This window comes from Citrobacter sp. CK195 (assembly GCF_030333365.1).
GTDB lineage: Bacteria > Pseudomonadota > Gammaproteobacteria > Enterobacterales > Enterobacteriaceae > Citrobacter_B > Citrobacter_B koseri.
Genome location: NZ_JAOWGB010000026.1, coordinates 239,355 through 254,906, shown reverse-complemented (window position 1 = coordinate 254,906; position 15,552 = coordinate 239,355). Strand labels below are relative to the sequence as shown.

Annotated in this window: 18 protein-coding genes and 1 tRNA gene; 13 read left to right on the top strand and 6 right to left on the bottom strand. The window is 56.4% G+C overall.

The window, feature by feature from the left end; all coding sequences use genetic code 11:
* The 12 genes from napG to OGX93_RS18705 all read left to right on the top strand — a co-directional run bounded on the left by napG (position 1) and on the right by OGX93_RS18705 (position 9,000).
* Positions 1–696 carry a ferredoxin-type protein NapG gene (gene napG / locus OGX93_RS18760; RefSeq protein WP_058667724.1) on the top strand — a complete coding sequence of 232 codons (696 nt, stop codon included), beginning with the start codon at positions 1–3 and terminating at the stop codon, positions 694–696.
* On the top strand, positions 683–1,546 hold the full coding sequence (gene napH, locus OGX93_RS18755; protein WP_047462425.1) for a quinol dehydrogenase ferredoxin subunit NapH: 864 nt from the start codon (positions 683–685) through the stop codon (positions 1,544–1,546). The genes napG and napH overlap by 14 nt, the downstream gene beginning before the upstream one ends.
* Positions 1,543–1,992 carry a nitrate reductase cytochrome c-type subunit gene (gene napB / locus OGX93_RS18750; protein WP_047462429.1) on the top strand — a complete coding sequence of 150 codons (450 nt, stop codon included), beginning with the start codon at positions 1,543–1,545 and terminating at the stop codon, positions 1,990–1,992. Before napH ends, napB begins: the two co-directional genes overlap by 4 nt.
* Positions 1,993–2,001: 9 nt before the next feature.
* Positions 2,002–2,604, top strand: coding sequence for a cytochrome c-type protein NapC (gene napC, locus OGX93_RS18745; protein WP_012131552.1), 603 nt, complete (start codon positions 2,002–2,004; stop codon positions 2,602–2,604).
* Between the two features lie 6 nt (positions 2,605–2,610).
* Entirely contained in the window at positions 2,611–3,237 is a 627-nt protein-coding gene (gene ccmA, locus OGX93_RS18740) for a cytochrome c biogenesis heme-transporting ATPase CcmA (protein WP_102949630.1), read from the top strand.
* Positions 3,234–3,893, top strand: a complete 660-nt coding sequence (gene ccmB, locus OGX93_RS18735; RefSeq protein WP_012131555.1) for a heme exporter protein CcmB — start codon at positions 3,234–3,236, stop codon at positions 3,891–3,893. Before ccmA ends, ccmB begins: the two co-directional genes overlap by 4 nt.
* 144 nt (positions 3,894–4,037) lie before the next feature.
* Positions 4,038–4,775 carry a heme exporter protein CcmC gene (gene ccmC / locus OGX93_RS18730; protein WP_049008540.1) on the top strand — a complete coding sequence of 246 codons (738 nt, stop codon included), beginning with the start codon at positions 4,038–4,040 and terminating at the stop codon, positions 4,773–4,775.
* On the top strand, positions 4,772–4,984 hold the full coding sequence (gene ccmD / locus OGX93_RS18725) for a heme exporter protein CcmD (RefSeq protein WP_012131557.1): 213 nt from the start codon (positions 4,772–4,774) through the stop codon (positions 4,982–4,984). Before ccmC ends, ccmD begins: the two co-directional genes overlap by 4 nt.
* Positions 4,981–5,460, top strand: coding sequence for a cytochrome c maturation protein CcmE (gene ccmE / locus OGX93_RS18720; RefSeq protein WP_012131559.1), 480 nt, complete (start codon positions 4,981–4,983; stop codon positions 5,458–5,460). The genes ccmD and ccmE overlap by 4 nt, the downstream gene beginning before the upstream one ends.
* Positions 5,457–7,400, top strand: coding sequence for a heme lyase CcmF/NrfE family subunit (locus OGX93_RS18715; RefSeq protein ID WP_047462438.1), 1,944 nt, complete (start codon positions 5,457–5,459; stop codon positions 7,398–7,400). The genes ccmE and OGX93_RS18715 overlap by 4 nt, the downstream gene beginning before the upstream one ends.
* Positions 7,397–7,954: a thiol:disulfide interchange protein DsbE gene (gene dsbE / locus OGX93_RS18710; RefSeq protein WP_286449208.1), complete on the top strand. Its 558-nt coding sequence runs from the start codon at positions 7,397–7,399 to the stop codon at positions 7,952–7,954. Before OGX93_RS18715 ends, dsbE begins: the two co-directional genes overlap by 4 nt.
* Positions 7,951–9,000: a cytochrome c-type biogenesis protein CcmH gene (locus OGX93_RS18705; RefSeq protein WP_047462441.1), complete on the top strand. Its 1,050-nt coding sequence runs from the start codon at positions 7,951–7,953 to the stop codon at positions 8,998–9,000. Before dsbE ends, OGX93_RS18705 begins: the two co-directional genes overlap by 4 nt.
* Positions 9,001–9,078: 78 nt before the next feature.
* Here the strand turns inward: OGX93_RS18705 and narP are convergent, their stop codons facing one another.
* The 4 genes from narP to OGX93_RS18685 form a co-directional block, all read right to left on the bottom strand.
* Entirely contained in the window at positions 9,079–9,726 is a 648-nt protein-coding gene (gene narP / locus OGX93_RS18700) for a nitrate/nitrite response regulator protein NarP (protein ID WP_012131563.1), read from the bottom strand.
* Positions 9,727–9,936: 210 nt separating this feature from the next.
* Positions 9,937–10,013, bottom strand: a tRNA-Pro gene (locus OGX93_RS18695).
* 73 nt (positions 10,014–10,086) lie between these two features.
* Entirely contained in the window at positions 10,087–11,847 is a 1,761-nt protein-coding gene (gene yejM / locus OGX93_RS18690) for an LPS biosynthesis-modulating metalloenzyme YejM (RefSeq protein WP_199976208.1), read from the bottom strand.
* Between the two features lie 19 nt (positions 11,848–11,866).
* Positions 11,867–12,094 carry a YejL family protein gene (locus OGX93_RS18685; RefSeq protein ID WP_012131565.1) on the bottom strand — a complete coding sequence of 76 codons (228 nt, stop codon included), beginning with the start codon at positions 12,092–12,094 and terminating at the stop codon, positions 11,867–11,869.
* 134 nt (positions 12,095–12,228) lie between these two features.
* On the opposite strand from OGX93_RS18685, the gene yejK reads away from it, so the two are divergent.
* Positions 12,229–13,236 (top strand): nucleoid-associated protein YejK, encoded by a 1,008-nt coding sequence (gene yejK, locus OGX93_RS18680; RefSeq protein WP_012131566.1) that lies wholly within the window; start codon positions 12,229–12,231, stop codon positions 13,234–13,236.
* A 130-nt stretch (positions 13,237–13,366) separates the two neighbouring features.
* On the opposite strand, the gene rplY is transcribed toward yejK, so the two are convergent.
* Positions 13,367–13,651 (bottom strand): 50S ribosomal protein L25, encoded by a 285-nt coding sequence (rplY, locus tag OGX93_RS18675; protein WP_012131568.1) that lies wholly within the window; start codon positions 13,649–13,651, stop codon positions 13,367–13,369.
* Positions 13,652–13,775: 124 nt separating this feature from the next.
* Positions 13,776–15,536 (bottom strand): DNA repair helicase RadD, encoded by a 1,761-nt coding sequence (gene radD, locus OGX93_RS18670; protein WP_286449207.1) that lies wholly within the window; start codon positions 15,534–15,536, stop codon positions 13,776–13,778.
* Between the last annotated feature and the right edge of the window lie 16 nt (positions 15,537–15,552).

Below are 15,552 nucleotides of genomic sequence, written 5' to 3'. Positions count from 1 at the left end.
ATGTCCCGGTCAGCGAAACCCCAAAATGGCCGCCGCCGCTTTTTGCGCGATATGGTTCGCACGGCAGGCGGGCTGGCTGCCGTTGGCGTAGCGCTGGGGTTACAGCAGCAAACCGCTCGCGCAACGGGCGTGCGGTTGCGCCCGCCGGGGGCATTGGGTGAAGACGCGTTCGCCAGCGCCTGCGTGCGCTGCGGGCAGTGCGTTCAGGCATGTCCGTATGACACCCTGAAGCTGGCGACGCTGGCTTCGGGTTTGTCTGCCGGTACGCCTTACTTTGTCGCCCGCGATATTCCCTGCGAAATGTGTGAAGACATTCCATGCGCCAAAGTTTGCCCCAGTGGGGCGTTGGATCGAGAGATCGAATCCATTGACGATGCGCGCATGGGGCTGGCGGTACTGCTGGACCAGGAGAACTGCCTTAACTTCCAGGGACTGCGCTGCGACGTTTGTTATCGCGAGTGCCCAAAAATCGATGAGGCGATCACGCTGGAGCTGGATCGCAATATGCGTACCGGCAAACATGCGCGCTTTCTTCCCACCGTTCACAGCGACGCCTGCACCGGCTGCGGTAAATGCGAAAAAGTCTGTGTGCTGGAACAACCGGCGATAAAAGTGTTGCCGCTGTCGCTGGCGAAAGGGGAGTTGGGGCACCACTACCGCTTCGGCTGGCTGGAGGGGAAAGATGGCAAATCGTAAACGCGATGCCGGGCGCGAAGCGCGAGCGAAAAAAGGCTGGTGGCGCAGCCATCGCTGGCTGGTTTTGCGGCGGATAAGTCAGTTTCTGGTGCTGGGAATGTTTCTCAGTGGCCCGTGGGCGGGCGTCTGGATTCTGCACGGTAACTACAGCAGTAGCTTGTTGCTGGATACCATTCCTTTAACCGACCCGCTGATAACGTTGCAAAGCCTTGCCAGCGGGCATTTACCTGCCGCCGTTGCGCTGACCGGCGCCGCCATTATTACGGTGCTGTATGCCCTGGCAGGAAAGCGATTATTTTGCAGTTGGGTCTGTCCGCTGAACCCAATTACCGATTTTGCGAACTGGCTACGCAGAAGGTTTGACCTGAATCAGTCCGCAACGATTCCGCGTCATATACGGTACGTCCTTCTGGTTGTCGTGCTGGTGGGATCGGCGCTAACCGGAACGCTACTGTGGGAATGGATAAACCCGGTTTCCCTGCTGGGGCGTAGCCTGGTGATGGGATTCGGTAGCGGCGCACTGCTGATTATCGCTCTGTTTTTATTTGATTTACTGGTCGTTGAACACGGCTGGTGCGGACATATCTGCCCTTTGGGCGCGTTGTATGGCGTGCTGGGAAGTAAAGGCGCGCTAACGGTGGCGGCGAAAGATCGCGAGAAATGTAACCGCTGTATGGATTGTTTTCATGTTTGCCCGGAACCGCACGTCCTGCGTGCGCCGGTGCTGGATGAGCAAAGCCCGGTGCAGGTCACCAGCCGCGATTGCATGACGTGCGGTCGCTGCGTGGATGTCTGTTCTGAGGACGTATTTACAATAACAACACGATGGAGTTCGGGAGCGAAATCATGAAAAGCCATGACCTGAAGAAAGCGCTGTGTCAATGGACGGCCCTGCTTGCCCTGGCGGTGAGTGGTGCGGTTTGGGCAGCAAACGGAGTGGATCTGAGCCAGTCGCCGGAAGTTTCGGGGACGCAGGAAGGGGCGATTCGCATGCCGAAAGAGCAGGAACGTATGCCGCTGAACTATGTTAATCAGCCGCCGATGATCCCGCATAGCGTTGAAGGTTATCAGGTAACGACCAATACCAACCGCTGCCTGCAATGTCATGGTGTGGAAAGCTACCGTACGACCGGCGCGCCGCGTATTAGCCCAACGCACTTTATGGACAGCGACGGCAAAGTCTTAGGCGAAGTCGCGCCGCGTCGTTACTTCTGTTTGCAGTGCCATGTGCCGCAGGCGGATGCCGCGCCGATCGTGGGTAATACCTTTACCCCGTCGAAAGGTTACGGGAAATAAGAGGTCATTATGGAAAATTCTAACCGTAAACCTGGCGTGATTAAGCGGGTCTGGCAATGGTGGCGTCGCCCCAGCCGCCTGGCGATCGGCACGTTGCTGTTAATCGGTTTTGTTGGCGGCATTATTTTCTGGGGCGGTTTCAACACCGGGATGGAAAAGGCCAACACCGAAGAGTTCTGTATCAGCTGCCACGAAATGCGCAACACCGTCTATCAGGAATACATGGAAACCGTGCACTACAACAACCGCAGCGGCGTTCGCGCCACCTGTCCTGACTGTCACGTTCCGCACGAGTGGGGCCCGAAAATGATCCGTAAGATCAAGGCCAGTAAAGAGCTGTACGGGAAGGTGTTCGGCATTATCGATACTCCGCAGAAGTTTGAAGATCACCGCCTGACAATGGCGCAGAGCGAGTGGCGACGGATGAAAGACACCAATTCGCGGGAGTGCCGTAACTGCCACAACTTCGAATTTATGGATCTCACCGCTCAGAAAGGCGTTGCCGCCAAAATGCACGACCAGGCAGTGAAAGAGGGGCAAACCTGTATCGACTGCCACAAAGGGATTGCGCATAAACTCCCGGATATGCGCGAAGTGAAACCGGGCTTTTAATAATGAGTGGGTATGCTTGAAGCCAGAGAACTGCTCTGCGAGCGGGATGACAGAATACTGTTCAGTGGGCTGTCGTTTCGCGTGAACGCAGGGGAATGGGTACAAATTACCGGGGGCAACGGCGCGGGGAAAACCACCCTTTTGCGGTTGCTCACCGGACTGGCGCGCCCCGACGCAGGGGAAGTGTGCTGGCAAGAGCAGGCGTTGCACCGCGTGCGCGACAGCTACCATCAAAATCTGTTGTGGATTGGACATCAGCCGGGGATTAAAACCCGGCTTTCGGCGTTGGAGAACCTGCGCTTTTTCCACCATGACGGCGATACGGCGCAGTGTCTGGCCGCGCTGGCGCAGGCGGGGCTGGCCGGATACGAAGACATCCCCGTCAACCAGCTTTCCGCTGGACAGCAACGGCGCGTGGCGCTGGCGCGTCTGTGGCTGACCCGCGCGACGCTCTGGATCCTCGACGAGCCGTTTACCGCCATTGATGTCAATGGTGTTGAGCGTCTGACGCAGCGCATGGCTGAACATACACAGCAGGGCGGGATCGTCATCCTCACCACGCACCAGCCGCTGAATGTCGCGACTGACAAAATACGGCGCATCGCGCTGACTGGCGAGAGGGCAGCGCAATGATGTGGCAAATCTTTCGTCTTGAGCTGCGCGTGGCGTTTCGTCATAGCGCGGAAATCGCTAACCCACTGTGGTTCTTTCTGATTGTTATCACGCTTTTCCCACTGAGCATTGGCCCGGAGCCGCAGCTGCTGGCGCGCATTGTTCCCGGCATTATCTGGGTGGCGGCGTTGCTCTCCTCGCTGCTGGCGCTGGAGCGTCTGTTTCGCGATGACTTACAGGACGGCAGCCTGGAGCAACTGATGCTCCTGCCGCTGCCGTTACCGGCGGTGGTGCTGGCGAAAGTGATGGCGCACTGGGTGGTGACCGGTCTGCCGCTGCTGATCCTCTCTCCGCTGGTGGCGTTATTGCTGGGAATGGATATGTACGGCTGGCAAATCATGGCGCTGACTCTGCTGCTTGGCACGCCGACCCTGAGTTTTCTTGGCGCGCCGGGCGTGGGGTTAACGGTGGGCCTGAAACGCGGCGGCGTATTGCTGAGCGTGCTGGTGCTGCCGCTGACCATTCCGTTACTGATTTTCGCCACTGCGGCGATGGATGCGGCCTCCATGCATTTGCCCGTTGAGGGATATATGGCGATTTTGGGCGCGTTGCTGGCGGGCAGCGCAACGTTAAGTCCTTTTGCTACGGCGGCAGCGTTACGTATCAGCATGCAGTAGCGCGGTCTTTGACTGGCGACAAACTGTAGGATGCCGGATGACGTTACGCTTATCAGGAAAGTCTGTAGGTCTGATAAGGCGTCTTTGCCGTCATCCGGCATAACTGAAGTTTCATTCGTTTTGATTGAATCTGGTGACTGAACTATGTGGAAAACACTTCATCAACTGGCGATTCCCCCACGGCTTTATCAGATCTGTGGCTGGTTCATCCCGTGGCTGGCGATAGCCAGCGTGGTGGTGCTGGCGGCGGGCTGGGTCTGGGGGTTTGGCTTCGCGCCTGCGGATTATCAGCAGGGGCAAAGCTACCGCATCATCTACCTGCATGTCCCGGCGGCGATCTGGTCGATGGGGATTTACGCCTCGATGGCGGTCGCCGCATTCATCGGTCTGGTCTGGCAAATGAAAATGGCTAACCTGGCGGTGGCGGCGATGGCGCCTGTTGGCGCGGTGTTTACCTTTATCGCGCTGGTTACCGGTTCCGCCTGGGGCAAACCGATGTGGGGAACCTGGTGGGTATGGGACGCGCGATTGACCTCCGAACTGGTGCTGCTGTTCCTGTACGTCGGGGTGATAGCGTTGTGGCACGCCTTTGACGATCGCCGCCTGGCGGGACGCGCGGCGGGCATTCTGGTGCTGATTGGCGTCGTTAATCTGCCGATCATCCACTACTCGGTGGAGTGGTGGAATACGCTACATCAGGGATCAACTCGTATGCAGCAGAGCATTGACCCGGCGATGCGCGCGCCGTTGCGCCTGGCGATTATCGGTTATCTGCTGCTGTTTATCACGCTGGCGCTGATGCGGATGCGTAACCTGATTTTGTTAATGGAAAAACGTCGCCCGTGGGTGAGTGAACTGATTTTAAAAAGAGGCCGCCAATGACCAGCGCATTTGCATCCTGGAGTGATTTCTTTGCTATGGGCGGTTACGCCTTTTATGTCTGGCTGGCGGTTGTGATGACCGTGATCCCGCTGGCGGCGCTGGTGGTACATACCGCCATGCAGCACCGCGTGATTTTGCGCGGCGTGGCGCAGCAGCGAGCGCGTGAAGCGCGGATGCGCGCGGCGCAGGCGCAGCGGGAGGCCGCATGAATATCCGTCGTAAAAATCGTTTGTGGATAGCCTGCGCGGTGCTGGCCGGTTTGGCTCTGACTATCACGCTGGTACTTTATGCGCTGCGTTCCAATATCGACCTGTTCTATACGCCAGGCGAAATTCTCTACGGTAAACGCGAAACGCACCAACTGCCTGAAGTGGGGCAACGCCTGCGCGTCGGCGGCATGGTCATGCCCGGAAGCGTGAAGCGCGACCCGGATTCGCTGAAAGTGAATTTCAGCATCTACGACGCCGAAGGCGTGGTGGATGTGACGTACGAAGGCATTCTGCCGGACCTGTTCCGCGAAGGGCAGGGCGTGGTGGTGCAGGGGGAACTGGGCGAGAAAAACCATGTGCAGGCGAAAGAGGTGCTCGCCAAACATGATGAAAACTATACCCCGCCGGAAGTTGAAAAAGCGATGCAGGAAAACCATCGTCGCCCGGAAAGCGTTTATAAGGATAAAGCATCATGATGCCTGAAATTGGCAACGCGCTGCTGTGTCTCGCACTCGGCGTGGCGCTGTTGCTGTCCGTTTATCCGCTGTGGGGCGTGGGGCGCGGCGATGTGCGCATGATGGCCTCGGCGAGGCCATTCTCCTGGCTGCTGTTTATCCTGGTGATGGGCGCGTTTCTGGTGCTGATCAATGCCTTCGTGGTGAATGATTTTACCGTTACCTATGTCGCCAGCAACTCCAACACGCAACTGCCGGTCTGGTATCGCGTCGCCGCGACCTGGGGAGCGCACGAAGGGTCGCTTCTGCTATGGGTATTGCTGATGAGCGGCTGGACGTTTGCTGTGGCCGTGTTCAGTCAGCGGATGCCACTGGATATCGTCGCCCGCGTACTGGCGGTGATGGGGATGGTCAGCGTCGGTTTTCTGCTGTTTATTCTGTTCACCTCCAACCCGTTTTCCCGTACGTTGCCCAACTTTCCGATTGAAGGGCGCGACCTGAACCCGCTGTTGCAGGACCCGGGGCTGATCTTCCACCCGCCGCTGCTCTATATGGGCTATGTCGGTTTCTCGGTGGCGTTCGCGTTCGCGATCGCCGCGCTGATGAGTGGGCGTCTGGACAGCACCTTTGCCCGCTTTTCCCGCCCCTGGACGCTGGCCGCATGGGTATTCTTAACGCTGGGTATCGTGCTTGGCTCTGCCTGGGCCTATTACGAGCTGGGCTGGGGCGGCTGGTGGTTCTGGGACCCGGTGGAAAACGCCTCATTTATGCCGTGGCTGGTGGGCACCGCGTTGATGCACTCCCTGGCGGTGACTGAACAGCGCGCCAGCTTCAAAGCCTGGACGCTTCTGCTTTCAATATGCGCCTTCTCACTCTGCCTGCTCGGTACTTTCCTGGTGCGTTCTGGCGTGCTGGTGTCGGTGCATGCTTTTGCCTCCGATCCATCGCGCGGGATGTTTATTCTCGCCTTTATGGTACTGGTGATCGGCGGTTCGCTGCTGCTGTTCGCGACGCGCGGACACAAGGTTCGCTCGCGGGTGAATAACGCGCTCTGGTCGCGTGAGTCACTGCTGTTAGCCAATAACGTCCTGCTTATCGCCGCCATGCTGGTGGTGTTGCTGGGAACATTGCTGCCGCTGGTGCATAAACAGCTCGGTCTGGGCAGTATTTCAATCGGCGAACCGTTCTTTAATACCATGTTCACCTGGCTGATGGCGCCGTTCGCGCTGCTGCTGGGCATCGGGCCGCTGGTTCGCTGGGGACGTGACAGACCGCGCAAGTTGCAGCGGTTGTTGGTTATCGCGCTGGTGAGCACGTTAGTGCTGTCGATGCTGCTGCCGTGGCTGTTTGAAGACAAGATTGTCGCCATGACGGTGGTCGGGCTGGCGATGGCGTGCTGGGTATTTGTGCTGGCGGTAGCGGAAGTCGCGCAGCGCGTTTCGCGCGGTACGAAAATGACGCTCAGCTACTGGGGAATGGTCGCCGGGCACGTTGGGCTGGCGGTGACGATTGTCGGCATCGCGTTTAGCCAAAACTACAGCGTGGAACGTGATGTCCGCATGAAAGCGGGCGACAGCGTCAGCATCCACGACTATCAATTCACCTTCCGTGAAGTGAAGGAGATTACCGGCCCGAACTATCGCGGCGGGGTGGCGATTATCGGCGTGACGCGGGAAGGTAAAGCAGAAGCGACGCTGCATGCGGAAAAACGTTTTTATAACAGCACCAGCTCAATGATGACGGAAGCGGCGATCGATGGCGGGATCACCCGCGATCTGTATGCCGCTCTCGGCGAAGAACTGGACAATGGCGCATGGGCGGTACGCCTGTATTACAAACCGTTTATTCGCTGGATCTGGGCGGGAGGGCTGTTGATGGCGCTTGGCGGGTTGTTCTGCCTGTTTGATCCGCGCTATCGCCAGCGTTCATGCCCGCAAAAAACCGCGCCGGAGGCTGTATGAAGCGCAACGTACTGTTAATACCTTTCATCATTTTTCTGGTTATTGCGGCAGCGTTGCTGTGGCAGCTGGCGCGTAATGCGGAAGGGGACGATCCGACGAATCTGGAATCGGCGCTGATTGGCAAACCGGTGCCGACCTTCCGTCTCGAATCGCTGGAAAATCCTGGTCAGCATTATCAGGCAGACGTGCTAACGCAGGGGAAACCGGTGCTGCTCAACGTGTGGGCGACCTGGTGCCCGACCTGCCGCGCTGAACATCAGTATCTGAATCAGCTGTCTGCGCAGGGAATTCGCGTGGTTGGTCTGAATTACAAAGACGATCGCCAGAAAGCGATTACCTGGCTGAAAGAGTTAGGGAATCCTTATGCGCTAAGCCTGTTTGATGGCGACGGTATGCTTGGGCTGGATCTGGGCGTTTACGGCGCGCCGGAAACCTTCCTGATCGACGGTAAAGGGATCATTCGTTATCGCCATGCAGGCGATCTGAACGCCAGGGTATGGGAAAGTGAAATAAAACCGCTCTGGGAGCAGTACAGCAAGGAGGCCGCGCAATGAGATTCTTACTGGGCGTGCTGATGCTGGTGATCTCCGGCTCGTCGCTGGCTGCCATTGATGTTATGCAGTTCAAAGATGAAGCGCAGGAGCAGCAGTTCCGCCAGCTCACCGAGCAGCTGCGCTGCCCGAAATGCCAGAACAACAGCATCGCGGACTCTAACTCGATGATTGCCACCGACCTGCGTCAGAAGGTTTATGAACTGATGCAGGAAGGTAAAAGCAAGCAGGAGATCGTTGATTACATGGTGGCGCGCTACGGTAACTTCGTCACCTACGATCCGCCGCTGACACCGCTTACCGTGCTGTTGTGGATCTTGCCGATCGCCGCTATTGGCGCTGGCGGCTGGATTATCTTCGCCCGTTCGCGGCGGCGCGTACGTGTAAAACAGGAAACCTTTTCTGACGAGGTGACGCCGAAGGGACGCCAGGCCGGATTATGGCTGTTTGCTCCCGGGGTTGTGATCGCGCTGATTGTCGGGGCGGTAAGTTACTACCAGACCGGTAACTATCAGCAGGTAAAAATCTGGCAACAGGCTACGGCGCAGACGCCAGCGTTGCTGGAGCGCGCGCTGGACCCTGACGCGCAGCCGCTGAATGAGGAAGAGATGACACGCCTGGCGCTTGGTTTGCGTACCCGACTGCAAAGCGATGCTGGCAATGTGGAAGGCTGGATTATGCTTGGGCGTATCGGCATGGTGCTGGGGAATGCCAGCACGGCGACGGAAGCGTATGCCAATGCGTACAGACTGGACCCCAAAAATAGCGATGCCGCATTAGGGTATGCGGAAGCGCTGACCCGTTCTTCCGATCCTGATGATAATCGTCGGGGAGGGGAGCTGTTGCGCCAGTTGGTGAGAAGCGATCATGCCAACATTCGGACGTTGAGTATGTATGCGTTTAATGCCTTCGAGCAGCAGCGTTTCGGCGAGGCGGTTGCAGCCTGGGAGATGATGCTGAAATTGCTGCCCGCCAATGATTCCCGCCGGGCAGTGATTGAACGCAGTATTAAGCAGGCATTAGCGCAGCTTTCGCCGCAGGCGGAATAAATGAGTGTGGCAAGGCCGGATAGTACTTGCCACGCGACTTGTAGGCCCGATAAGCGTAGCGCCATCGGGCATATCTTGTTACTGCATTCCGCGTGTTTGTAAAAAGAGAATGGTCGCCGCGACGCGCGAGCGCACGTTCAGCTTTCGCAGTAAATTACGAATATGCACCTTAACCGTCTGCTCAGAAATATTCAGCACGGAGGCAATCTGTTTGTTCGACAGCCCCTGAGCCAGTTCGTGCAGCACGTCCAGTTCGCGTTCAGTGAGCACGCTAAAGGGATCTTCCTCTGCGCCAAACAGTTCCCGTTCGCGCAGGTATTCGCTGACGCGATCGCTGAATACCTTGCCGCCGTTGGCGCCAGCACGAATCGCTTCCAGCAGCACTTCCGGGTCGCTGTCTTTCAGTAAATAGCCATCCGCCCCGGCATCAATCAGCGCGTACACGTCACTGGCAGAGTCGGAAACCGTCAGGATAATGATCTGTGCGGTGACGCCATCCCGACGCAGCGCATTCAACGTATCAAGCCCGCTCAGGCCTTTCATATTCAGGTCAAGCAGGATCAGATCAAGATCGAGACGGCTTGCCAGATCGATAGCACTCGCCCCATCGCCAGCTTCGGCAACGACATTAAATGCGGTATCCAGTTCCAGTAATTGACGAATACCTCGTCGCATAAGTGGATGATCGTCCACAATAAGCACCTGAAAAGGCGTTGCTTCAGGCATACTATTCTCCTGAGTACATACTCGTATCATTATTGTTTTTAGCGCGAAAATCGTCCAGATTCATCGCGTTGATGAGAGAATAAATTTTACCCTATTTTGGGCATGGGTAAGTAGTAAAACCTTTTGATTATGCGGTGTTAGCACAGTACTGGAAGGGAACGGCAGACATAAAAAAACCAACCGTAAGAGGTTGGTTTTTCTAAGGGATTTTGGTCGGCACGAGAGGATTTGAACCTCCGACCCCCGACACCCCATGACGGTGCGCTACCAGGCTGCGCTACGTGCCGACTTGTGGATGCCAATACTACCGCTTTCCACCACGAATGCAAGGGGATGTCTTGCTAACTGATTTATAATTAATCAGTTAGCAATGAATCGTTTCTCGTCGGTCAGTACCTGCAACAACAGGCTCAGCTGCGGCTTCTGGTCTTTGATCTTCTCGCCGTGTAGATCGTACGTCTGATAGGTGCCGTTATTGTTCAGTACCAGCGTCATTTCCGGCGTGGTAATCGCCAGCGTACTGCCGTCCGCCGCGGTCACCCAGTAATGGCGGCGCGTGGCATTGAACAGATCCTGTCCCTGCGAGTACTCATTGGCTGGCGTACTGACGTGCAACAGTCGCTGCATCAGCGTCGTCATCAAATCCGTATGGTCGGTCAGAGTGTTGATTCGCTGCGCTGGCGTGCCCGGCCAGTGAATGATCAACGGCACTTGCAGATGGCCGCGAGACCAGGCGAAATGGCTCTCTTCCTGCGTCAACGGTACGCCGCGCCCCCCCGTAATGATCACCACGGTGTTGTTGAGTTTCCCTGCGTCACGCAGTGCGCTGAGCACCCGGTTAATCTGGGCATCCACGTTCTCTGCGGCGCGGGCATACCGTTTCGCAAAGTCTTTCTGGTTGCTGTCGTCAACGTTTGTGCCGTTGAAGGAAACCCATGAGAACCAGCGGTTATCTTCCTGGGCGTAACGTCCTAACCAGTTAATCCACTGGCTTGCCGTCTGCTCGTCGGACTGCGTTTGCACGGTTGGCATGGAAAAGTCTGACAGCAGCGCCTGGCGGTAGAGCGGGCTGGTGAAGCCGTCAGAAGAGAATAACCCTAACTGATAGCCTTGCTGGTTCAGCGCCGAGATCAGCGCGGCAGGCGTTCTGGTCGACAGAATACCGTCCATATAGCTGGGCGATACGCCATAGAACAGACCAAATATCCCATTGTCAGACGTGTTGCCTGAACTCATGTGGCGCGTGAATGACGTATTCTGTTCGGCGAATGCGGCCAACGCGGGCATCTGTTTTTCATAGCGGGAGTAGTTCAGCGCGTCGACCGTAATTAACAGTACGTTCTGGCCGGTGCCCATGTCGCGATACTGCAAATCGCTCAGCGGATACTGAACGGAAACGGCTTCCGGGTTGCCTTGTTCCACCAGACGGCGCTGATACTCCTGCGCATCCAGCAGGCCGTGTTTTTCCAGAAAACGGCGCGCCGTCATCGGGTATGACAGCGGTAAATTCGCGCGCTGCATGGTGATTGGGCGATAGAAGTTGGCGTCTGCCCAGATATACACCACATGCGAAGCGATAAATGAGACGAAAAAGAACGCGGCAAGCGGTTTGGCGAAATGGCGACGTCGCGTCAGGCTGCGCAGCTTTTGCCAGCTCCAGGTCGCAAACAGCATTTCGATTAACAGGATGACCGGCACGCTAATAAACATCAGCTGCCAGTCGCGCGCCATCTCGTTCTGATCGGGGTTAATGACCAGTTCCCAGACAATGGGATTCAGGTGCAGGTGGAAGCGGGTAAAAACTTCGCTGTCGATCAGCAACAGCGTCATGCCCGCCGTCGCCAGGATGGCTGACAAAAAACGCATCAGCCGCTGAGACATGACAATAAATGTCAGAGGAAACAGGATCAGCAGGTAGGCGGCGAACACCAGAAAGCTGAAGTGCCCGACAATGCTCAGGTACGAGTAAATACGCCCTGCAAGCGTTGTCGGCCAGTCTGCGACAAACAGGTAACGGCTACCGAGCACCATGGCCAGCAGAATGTTGAACAGTGCAAACCAGTGCCCCCAGCTAACCATCTGGGAGACTTTTTCACGGTAGCGCTGACGATGAGTTACCATAAATAGCCGTTCGTTTCCCTTAATGCGCTTTGTCGTCGTTAATTGAAGACTGTAATGCGCGGGCAAAAGAGTTCGCAATCGCCTGGCGTTGAGCCGGTGCGATGCTGGTGTTGATAAGGTTGGTGACCATGTTTCCCAGCACCATCAGGGAAAGGTCGGTCGGTGCCTTATGTTTTTCCAGTACGTTGAGCAGGTCACTCAGTAATTGTTCAACGTGTTCGTCACTATAGCGGGAGTGTTGTGGCATAAATCGCAATCAGTTTGTTCATGAAAGGGCAACATATTACCGTAGCAACAGTTTTTTTTCTGCTTTTTTATCTCCTGTTGCGTCACCGCCCGTCAGGTGATTGAATACCGCCCGGTCATAAAGGAGAGTTTATCATGAGTCTGGATATCAACCAGATTGCCCTGCACCAGCTTATCAAACGTGATGAGCAAAATCTTGAGCTGGTCTTGCGCGATTCATTACTGGAGCCGACAACCACCGTTGTCGATATGGTGGCTGAACTGCACCGGGTCTATAGCGCCAAGAACAAAGCGTACGGCCTGTTCAGCGAAGAGAGTGAACTGGCGCAAACGCTGCGGTTGCAGCGTCAGGGCGAGGAGGATTTTCTTGCCTTTAGCCGTGCGGCGACCGGCCGTTTACGCGATGAACTGGCGAAATACCCGTTTGCGGACGGCGGTATTGTCCTGTTCTGCCATTACCGTTATCTGGCGGTGGAGTATCTGCTGGTGGCGGTGCTGAACAACTTAAGCAGCATGCGCGTGAATGAGAACCTGGATATCAACCCGACGCACTATCTGGATATTAACCATGCGGATATTGTGGCGCGTATCGATTTGACCGAATGGGAAACGAACCCGGAATCCACCCGTTATCTGACCTTCCTGAAAGGCCGGGTAGGGCGCAAAGTGGCCGATTTCTTTATGGATTTCCTGGGCGCCAGCGAAGGGCTGAACGCGAAAGCGCAAAACCGGGGGCTGTTGCAGGCGGTGGACGATTTCACCGCAGAAGCGCAGCTGGACAAAGCTGAACGTCAGAATGTCCGTCAGCAGGTGTACAGCTACTGCAATGAGCAATTGCAGTCTGGTGAAGAGATTGAGCTTGAATCGCTGTCGAAAGAGTTATCCGGCGTCAGCGAAGTCAGCTTCAGAGAATTTACCGCTGACAAAGGCTATGAGCTGGAAGAGAGTTTCCCGGCGGACCGCAGCACGCTGCGTCAGCTGACGAAATATGCCGGGAGCGGCGGTGGGTTAACCATCAACTTCGACGCCATGCTGTTAGGTGAGCGGATTTTCTGGGACCCGGCGACCGATACGCTGACGATCAAGGGAACGCCGCCAAACTTGCGCGATCAGCTCCAGCGTCGGACGTCCGGCGGTAATTAACGGTTTTGACGTTATGTGTTGTAACGCCGGATAGCGGTGCAGGCACCTTATTCGGCTTACGGTTCATCGCCTTGTCGCGCACCATAAAAAAACCCCGCCGTGGCGGGGTTTTTCTTCAACTTGTTGGCGATTACGCGCGAACGAAGTCGATGTGAGTTAGCTTCGGCTTGAACGCGTGACGCTGTACAGCCTGAGCTTTAACTTTGACTTCTTTACCGTCAACAACGATGGTCAGAACTTCGCTGTAGAACTCAGCTTTAGCTTGCATGTTCATAACCTGGTCGTGGTCCAGTTCGATAGCAATCGGGGCTTCAGCGCCACCGTAGATGATTGCCGGGAACTTGTTAGCGGCGCGCAGGCGGCGGCTCGCACCCTTACCCTGCTCTTTACGTACTTCTGCGTTGATAGTAAACATTTAAATCTCTCTTAAATAATTCCTGTTACAGGCGACCCAGCAACAGGTAAGTGATCTGCTTTGCGTATGCAAAAGCGGGCGAGATTCTATACTCAAATGGCTATCACATCAATCAAAAGTACGATTAACCGCGCAATTCATGTGCCCGCCGGAAGCGGCCTTCATAATCGAAGACTTTTTCGCGCACCTGCCAGTGCTGACCTTTCATGCGGGCGACGACAAAATCAGGGTGGCGAAGCAGCGCCTGTTGCGCCAGGATATCCGCCGCAGCGATCCAGCGTAACGGAATACCCGGCGTGCGGGTATGCGGGCGAATAAACAACTGTTCAAAGGCGGTGCGTTGAGCGGGCGTCTGCAATCGGAAGCGCTCACTCACATCGGCGCCGTCCTCATCGTAGTAGGTGATTTTCAGCCATTCGCCTTTCTCATCATGCCCGTGTTGTAACGCCATCCCGCTACAGCGCAATACCAGCGCATCTTTGAGTTTTAGCGCCGCTTTCAGCATATCGTCCGGGTCAACCAGAATCGTGTCGCACTCCCGGCAGCGCCGGGCGGCGATATCGTTTTCCGCGTTACACTGCGGGCAGTTTTTAAAGCGGAAGCGAAAATCGCACTGTTCGCGATGCCCGTCATCATCTTCAAACCAGCCCTGGCAGCGGCGACCGAAATGCTCAATCAGCGTGCCGTCAGCGGTGGTTTTCCCCCAGAAGGTATTGGCGAACCCGCAGGCAGGGCAGAACACCTGCACGGGAACGTTGTCACTTTTGCCTTTTGGCGTGCCCACTTCCGGCGCATACAGATCGTGCGGGTTTCCGGCATAGTCGAGGATCAGACAGTCAGTTTTTCCAGGCGCAAGCCGCAGACCACGCCCCACGATTTGTTGGTAAAGACTGACTGACTCTGTCGGGCGCAGGATAGCGATAAGATCGACATGCGGCGCGTCAAACCCGGTCGTCAGCACGGCGACGTTCACCAGGTAGCGAAAGCGCTGGGCTTTAAAATCGTTAATCATCACGTCGCGCTCTGCGCCCGGCGTGTCCCCGGTAATCAGCACCGCATCATCGGCGGGCAGCAAACCCACAATCTCTTTGGCATGTTCGACGGTGGCGGCGAAAATCATCACCCCTTTGCGGGTTTGGGCAAATTCAACAATCTGGCTGATGATGTGCGGGGTCACGCGCTGCTGCTTTTTCAGCTCGCGATTGAGGTCAGCTTCGCTGAACAGGCCGTTACTCTGTGCCTGCAAGCGGCTAAAATCATACTGCACCACGGGCATATCCAGACGCTCCGGCGGCGTCAGATAGCCATGTTTAATCATGTAGCGCAGCGGTAACTCATAAATGCAGTCGCGAAAGAGCGCTTTTTCGTCGCCGCGCACCATGCCGTGGTAATGAAAATGATAAATCCAGCCTTTGCCTAACCGGAAAGGGGTGGCCGTCAGGCCGAGCAGACGTAAGTGGGGGTTCACTTTACTCAGGTGCGCCAGGATTTGCTGATACTGACTCTCTTCATCGTCGCCGATGCGGTGACATTCATCGACAATCAACAGCGAAAACTCGCCCTGGAAGGCGTCAAGGTTACGGGCGACCGACTGCACACTGCCAAACACCACCTTGCCGTGGCTCTCTTTACGCTTCAGACCGGCGGCGAAAATGTCGGCCTCCAGCCCCAGCGCGCAATATTTGGCATGGTTTTGCGCGACCAGCTCTTTTACGTGCGCCAGCACCAGCACGCGCCCACGCGCCACTCGCGCCAGCTCGGCAATCACCAGACTTTTGCCTGCGCCGGTTGGCAGGACAATCACGGCAGGCGTGCGGTGGCGGCGAAAATGGTTGAGCGTGGCATCCACGGCTTCTTGCTGGTAAGGACGAAGTGTAAAAATCATGGTCTCACTACGATGA

Coding starts and splice junctions, on each gene's coding strand:
- napG (WP_058667724.1), top strand. CDS start 1: ATGTCCCGGTCAGCGAAACCCCAAAATGGCCGCCGCCGCTTTTTGCGC.
- napH (WP_047462425.1), top strand. CDS start 683: ATGGCAAATCGTAAACGCGATGCCGGGCGCGAAGCGCGAGCGAAAAAA.
- napB (WP_047462429.1), top strand. CDS start 1,543: ATGAAAAGCCATGACCTGAAGAAAGCGCTGTGTCAATGGACGGCCCTG.
- napC (WP_012131552.1), top strand. CDS start 2,002: ATGGAAAATTCTAACCGTAAACCTGGCGTGATTAAGCGGGTCTGGCAA.
- ccmB (WP_012131555.1), top strand. CDS start 3,234: ATGATGTGGCAAATCTTTCGTCTTGAGCTGCGCGTGGCGTTTCGTCAT.
- ccmC (WP_049008540.1), top strand. CDS start 4,038: ATGTGGAAAACACTTCATCAACTGGCGATTCCCCCACGGCTTTATCAG.
- ccmD (WP_012131557.1), top strand. CDS start 4,772: ATGACCAGCGCATTTGCATCCTGGAGTGATTTCTTTGCTATGGGCGGT.
- ccmE (WP_012131559.1), top strand. CDS start 4,981: ATGAATATCCGTCGTAAAAATCGTTTGTGGATAGCCTGCGCGGTGCTG.
- OGX93_RS18715 (WP_047462438.1), top strand. CDS start 5,457: ATGATGCCTGAAATTGGCAACGCGCTGCTGTGTCTCGCACTCGGCGTG.
- dsbE (WP_286449208.1), top strand. CDS start 7,397: ATGAAGCGCAACGTACTGTTAATACCTTTCATCATTTTTCTGGTTATT.
- OGX93_RS18705 (WP_047462441.1), top strand. CDS start 7,951: ATGAGATTCTTACTGGGCGTGCTGATGCTGGTGATCTCCGGCTCGTCG.
- narP (WP_012131563.1), bottom strand. CDS start 9,726: ATGCCTGAAGCAACGCCTTTTCAGGTGCTTATTGTGGACGATCATCCA.
- yejM (WP_199976208.1), bottom strand. CDS start 11,847: ATGGTAACTCATCGTCAGCGCTACCGTGAAAAAGTCTCCCAGATGGTT.
- OGX93_RS18685 (WP_012131565.1), bottom strand. CDS start 12,094: ATGCCACAACACTCCCGCTATAGTGACGAACACGTTGAACAATTACTG.
- yejK (WP_012131566.1), top strand. CDS start 12,229: ATGAGTCTGGATATCAACCAGATTGCCCTGCACCAGCTTATCAAACGT.
- rplY (WP_012131568.1), bottom strand. CDS start 13,651: ATGTTTACTATCAACGCAGAAGTACGTAAAGAGCAGGGTAAGGGTGCG.
- radD (WP_286449207.1), bottom strand. CDS start 15,536: ATGATTTTTACACTTCGTCCTTACCAGCAAGAAGCCGTGGATGCCACG.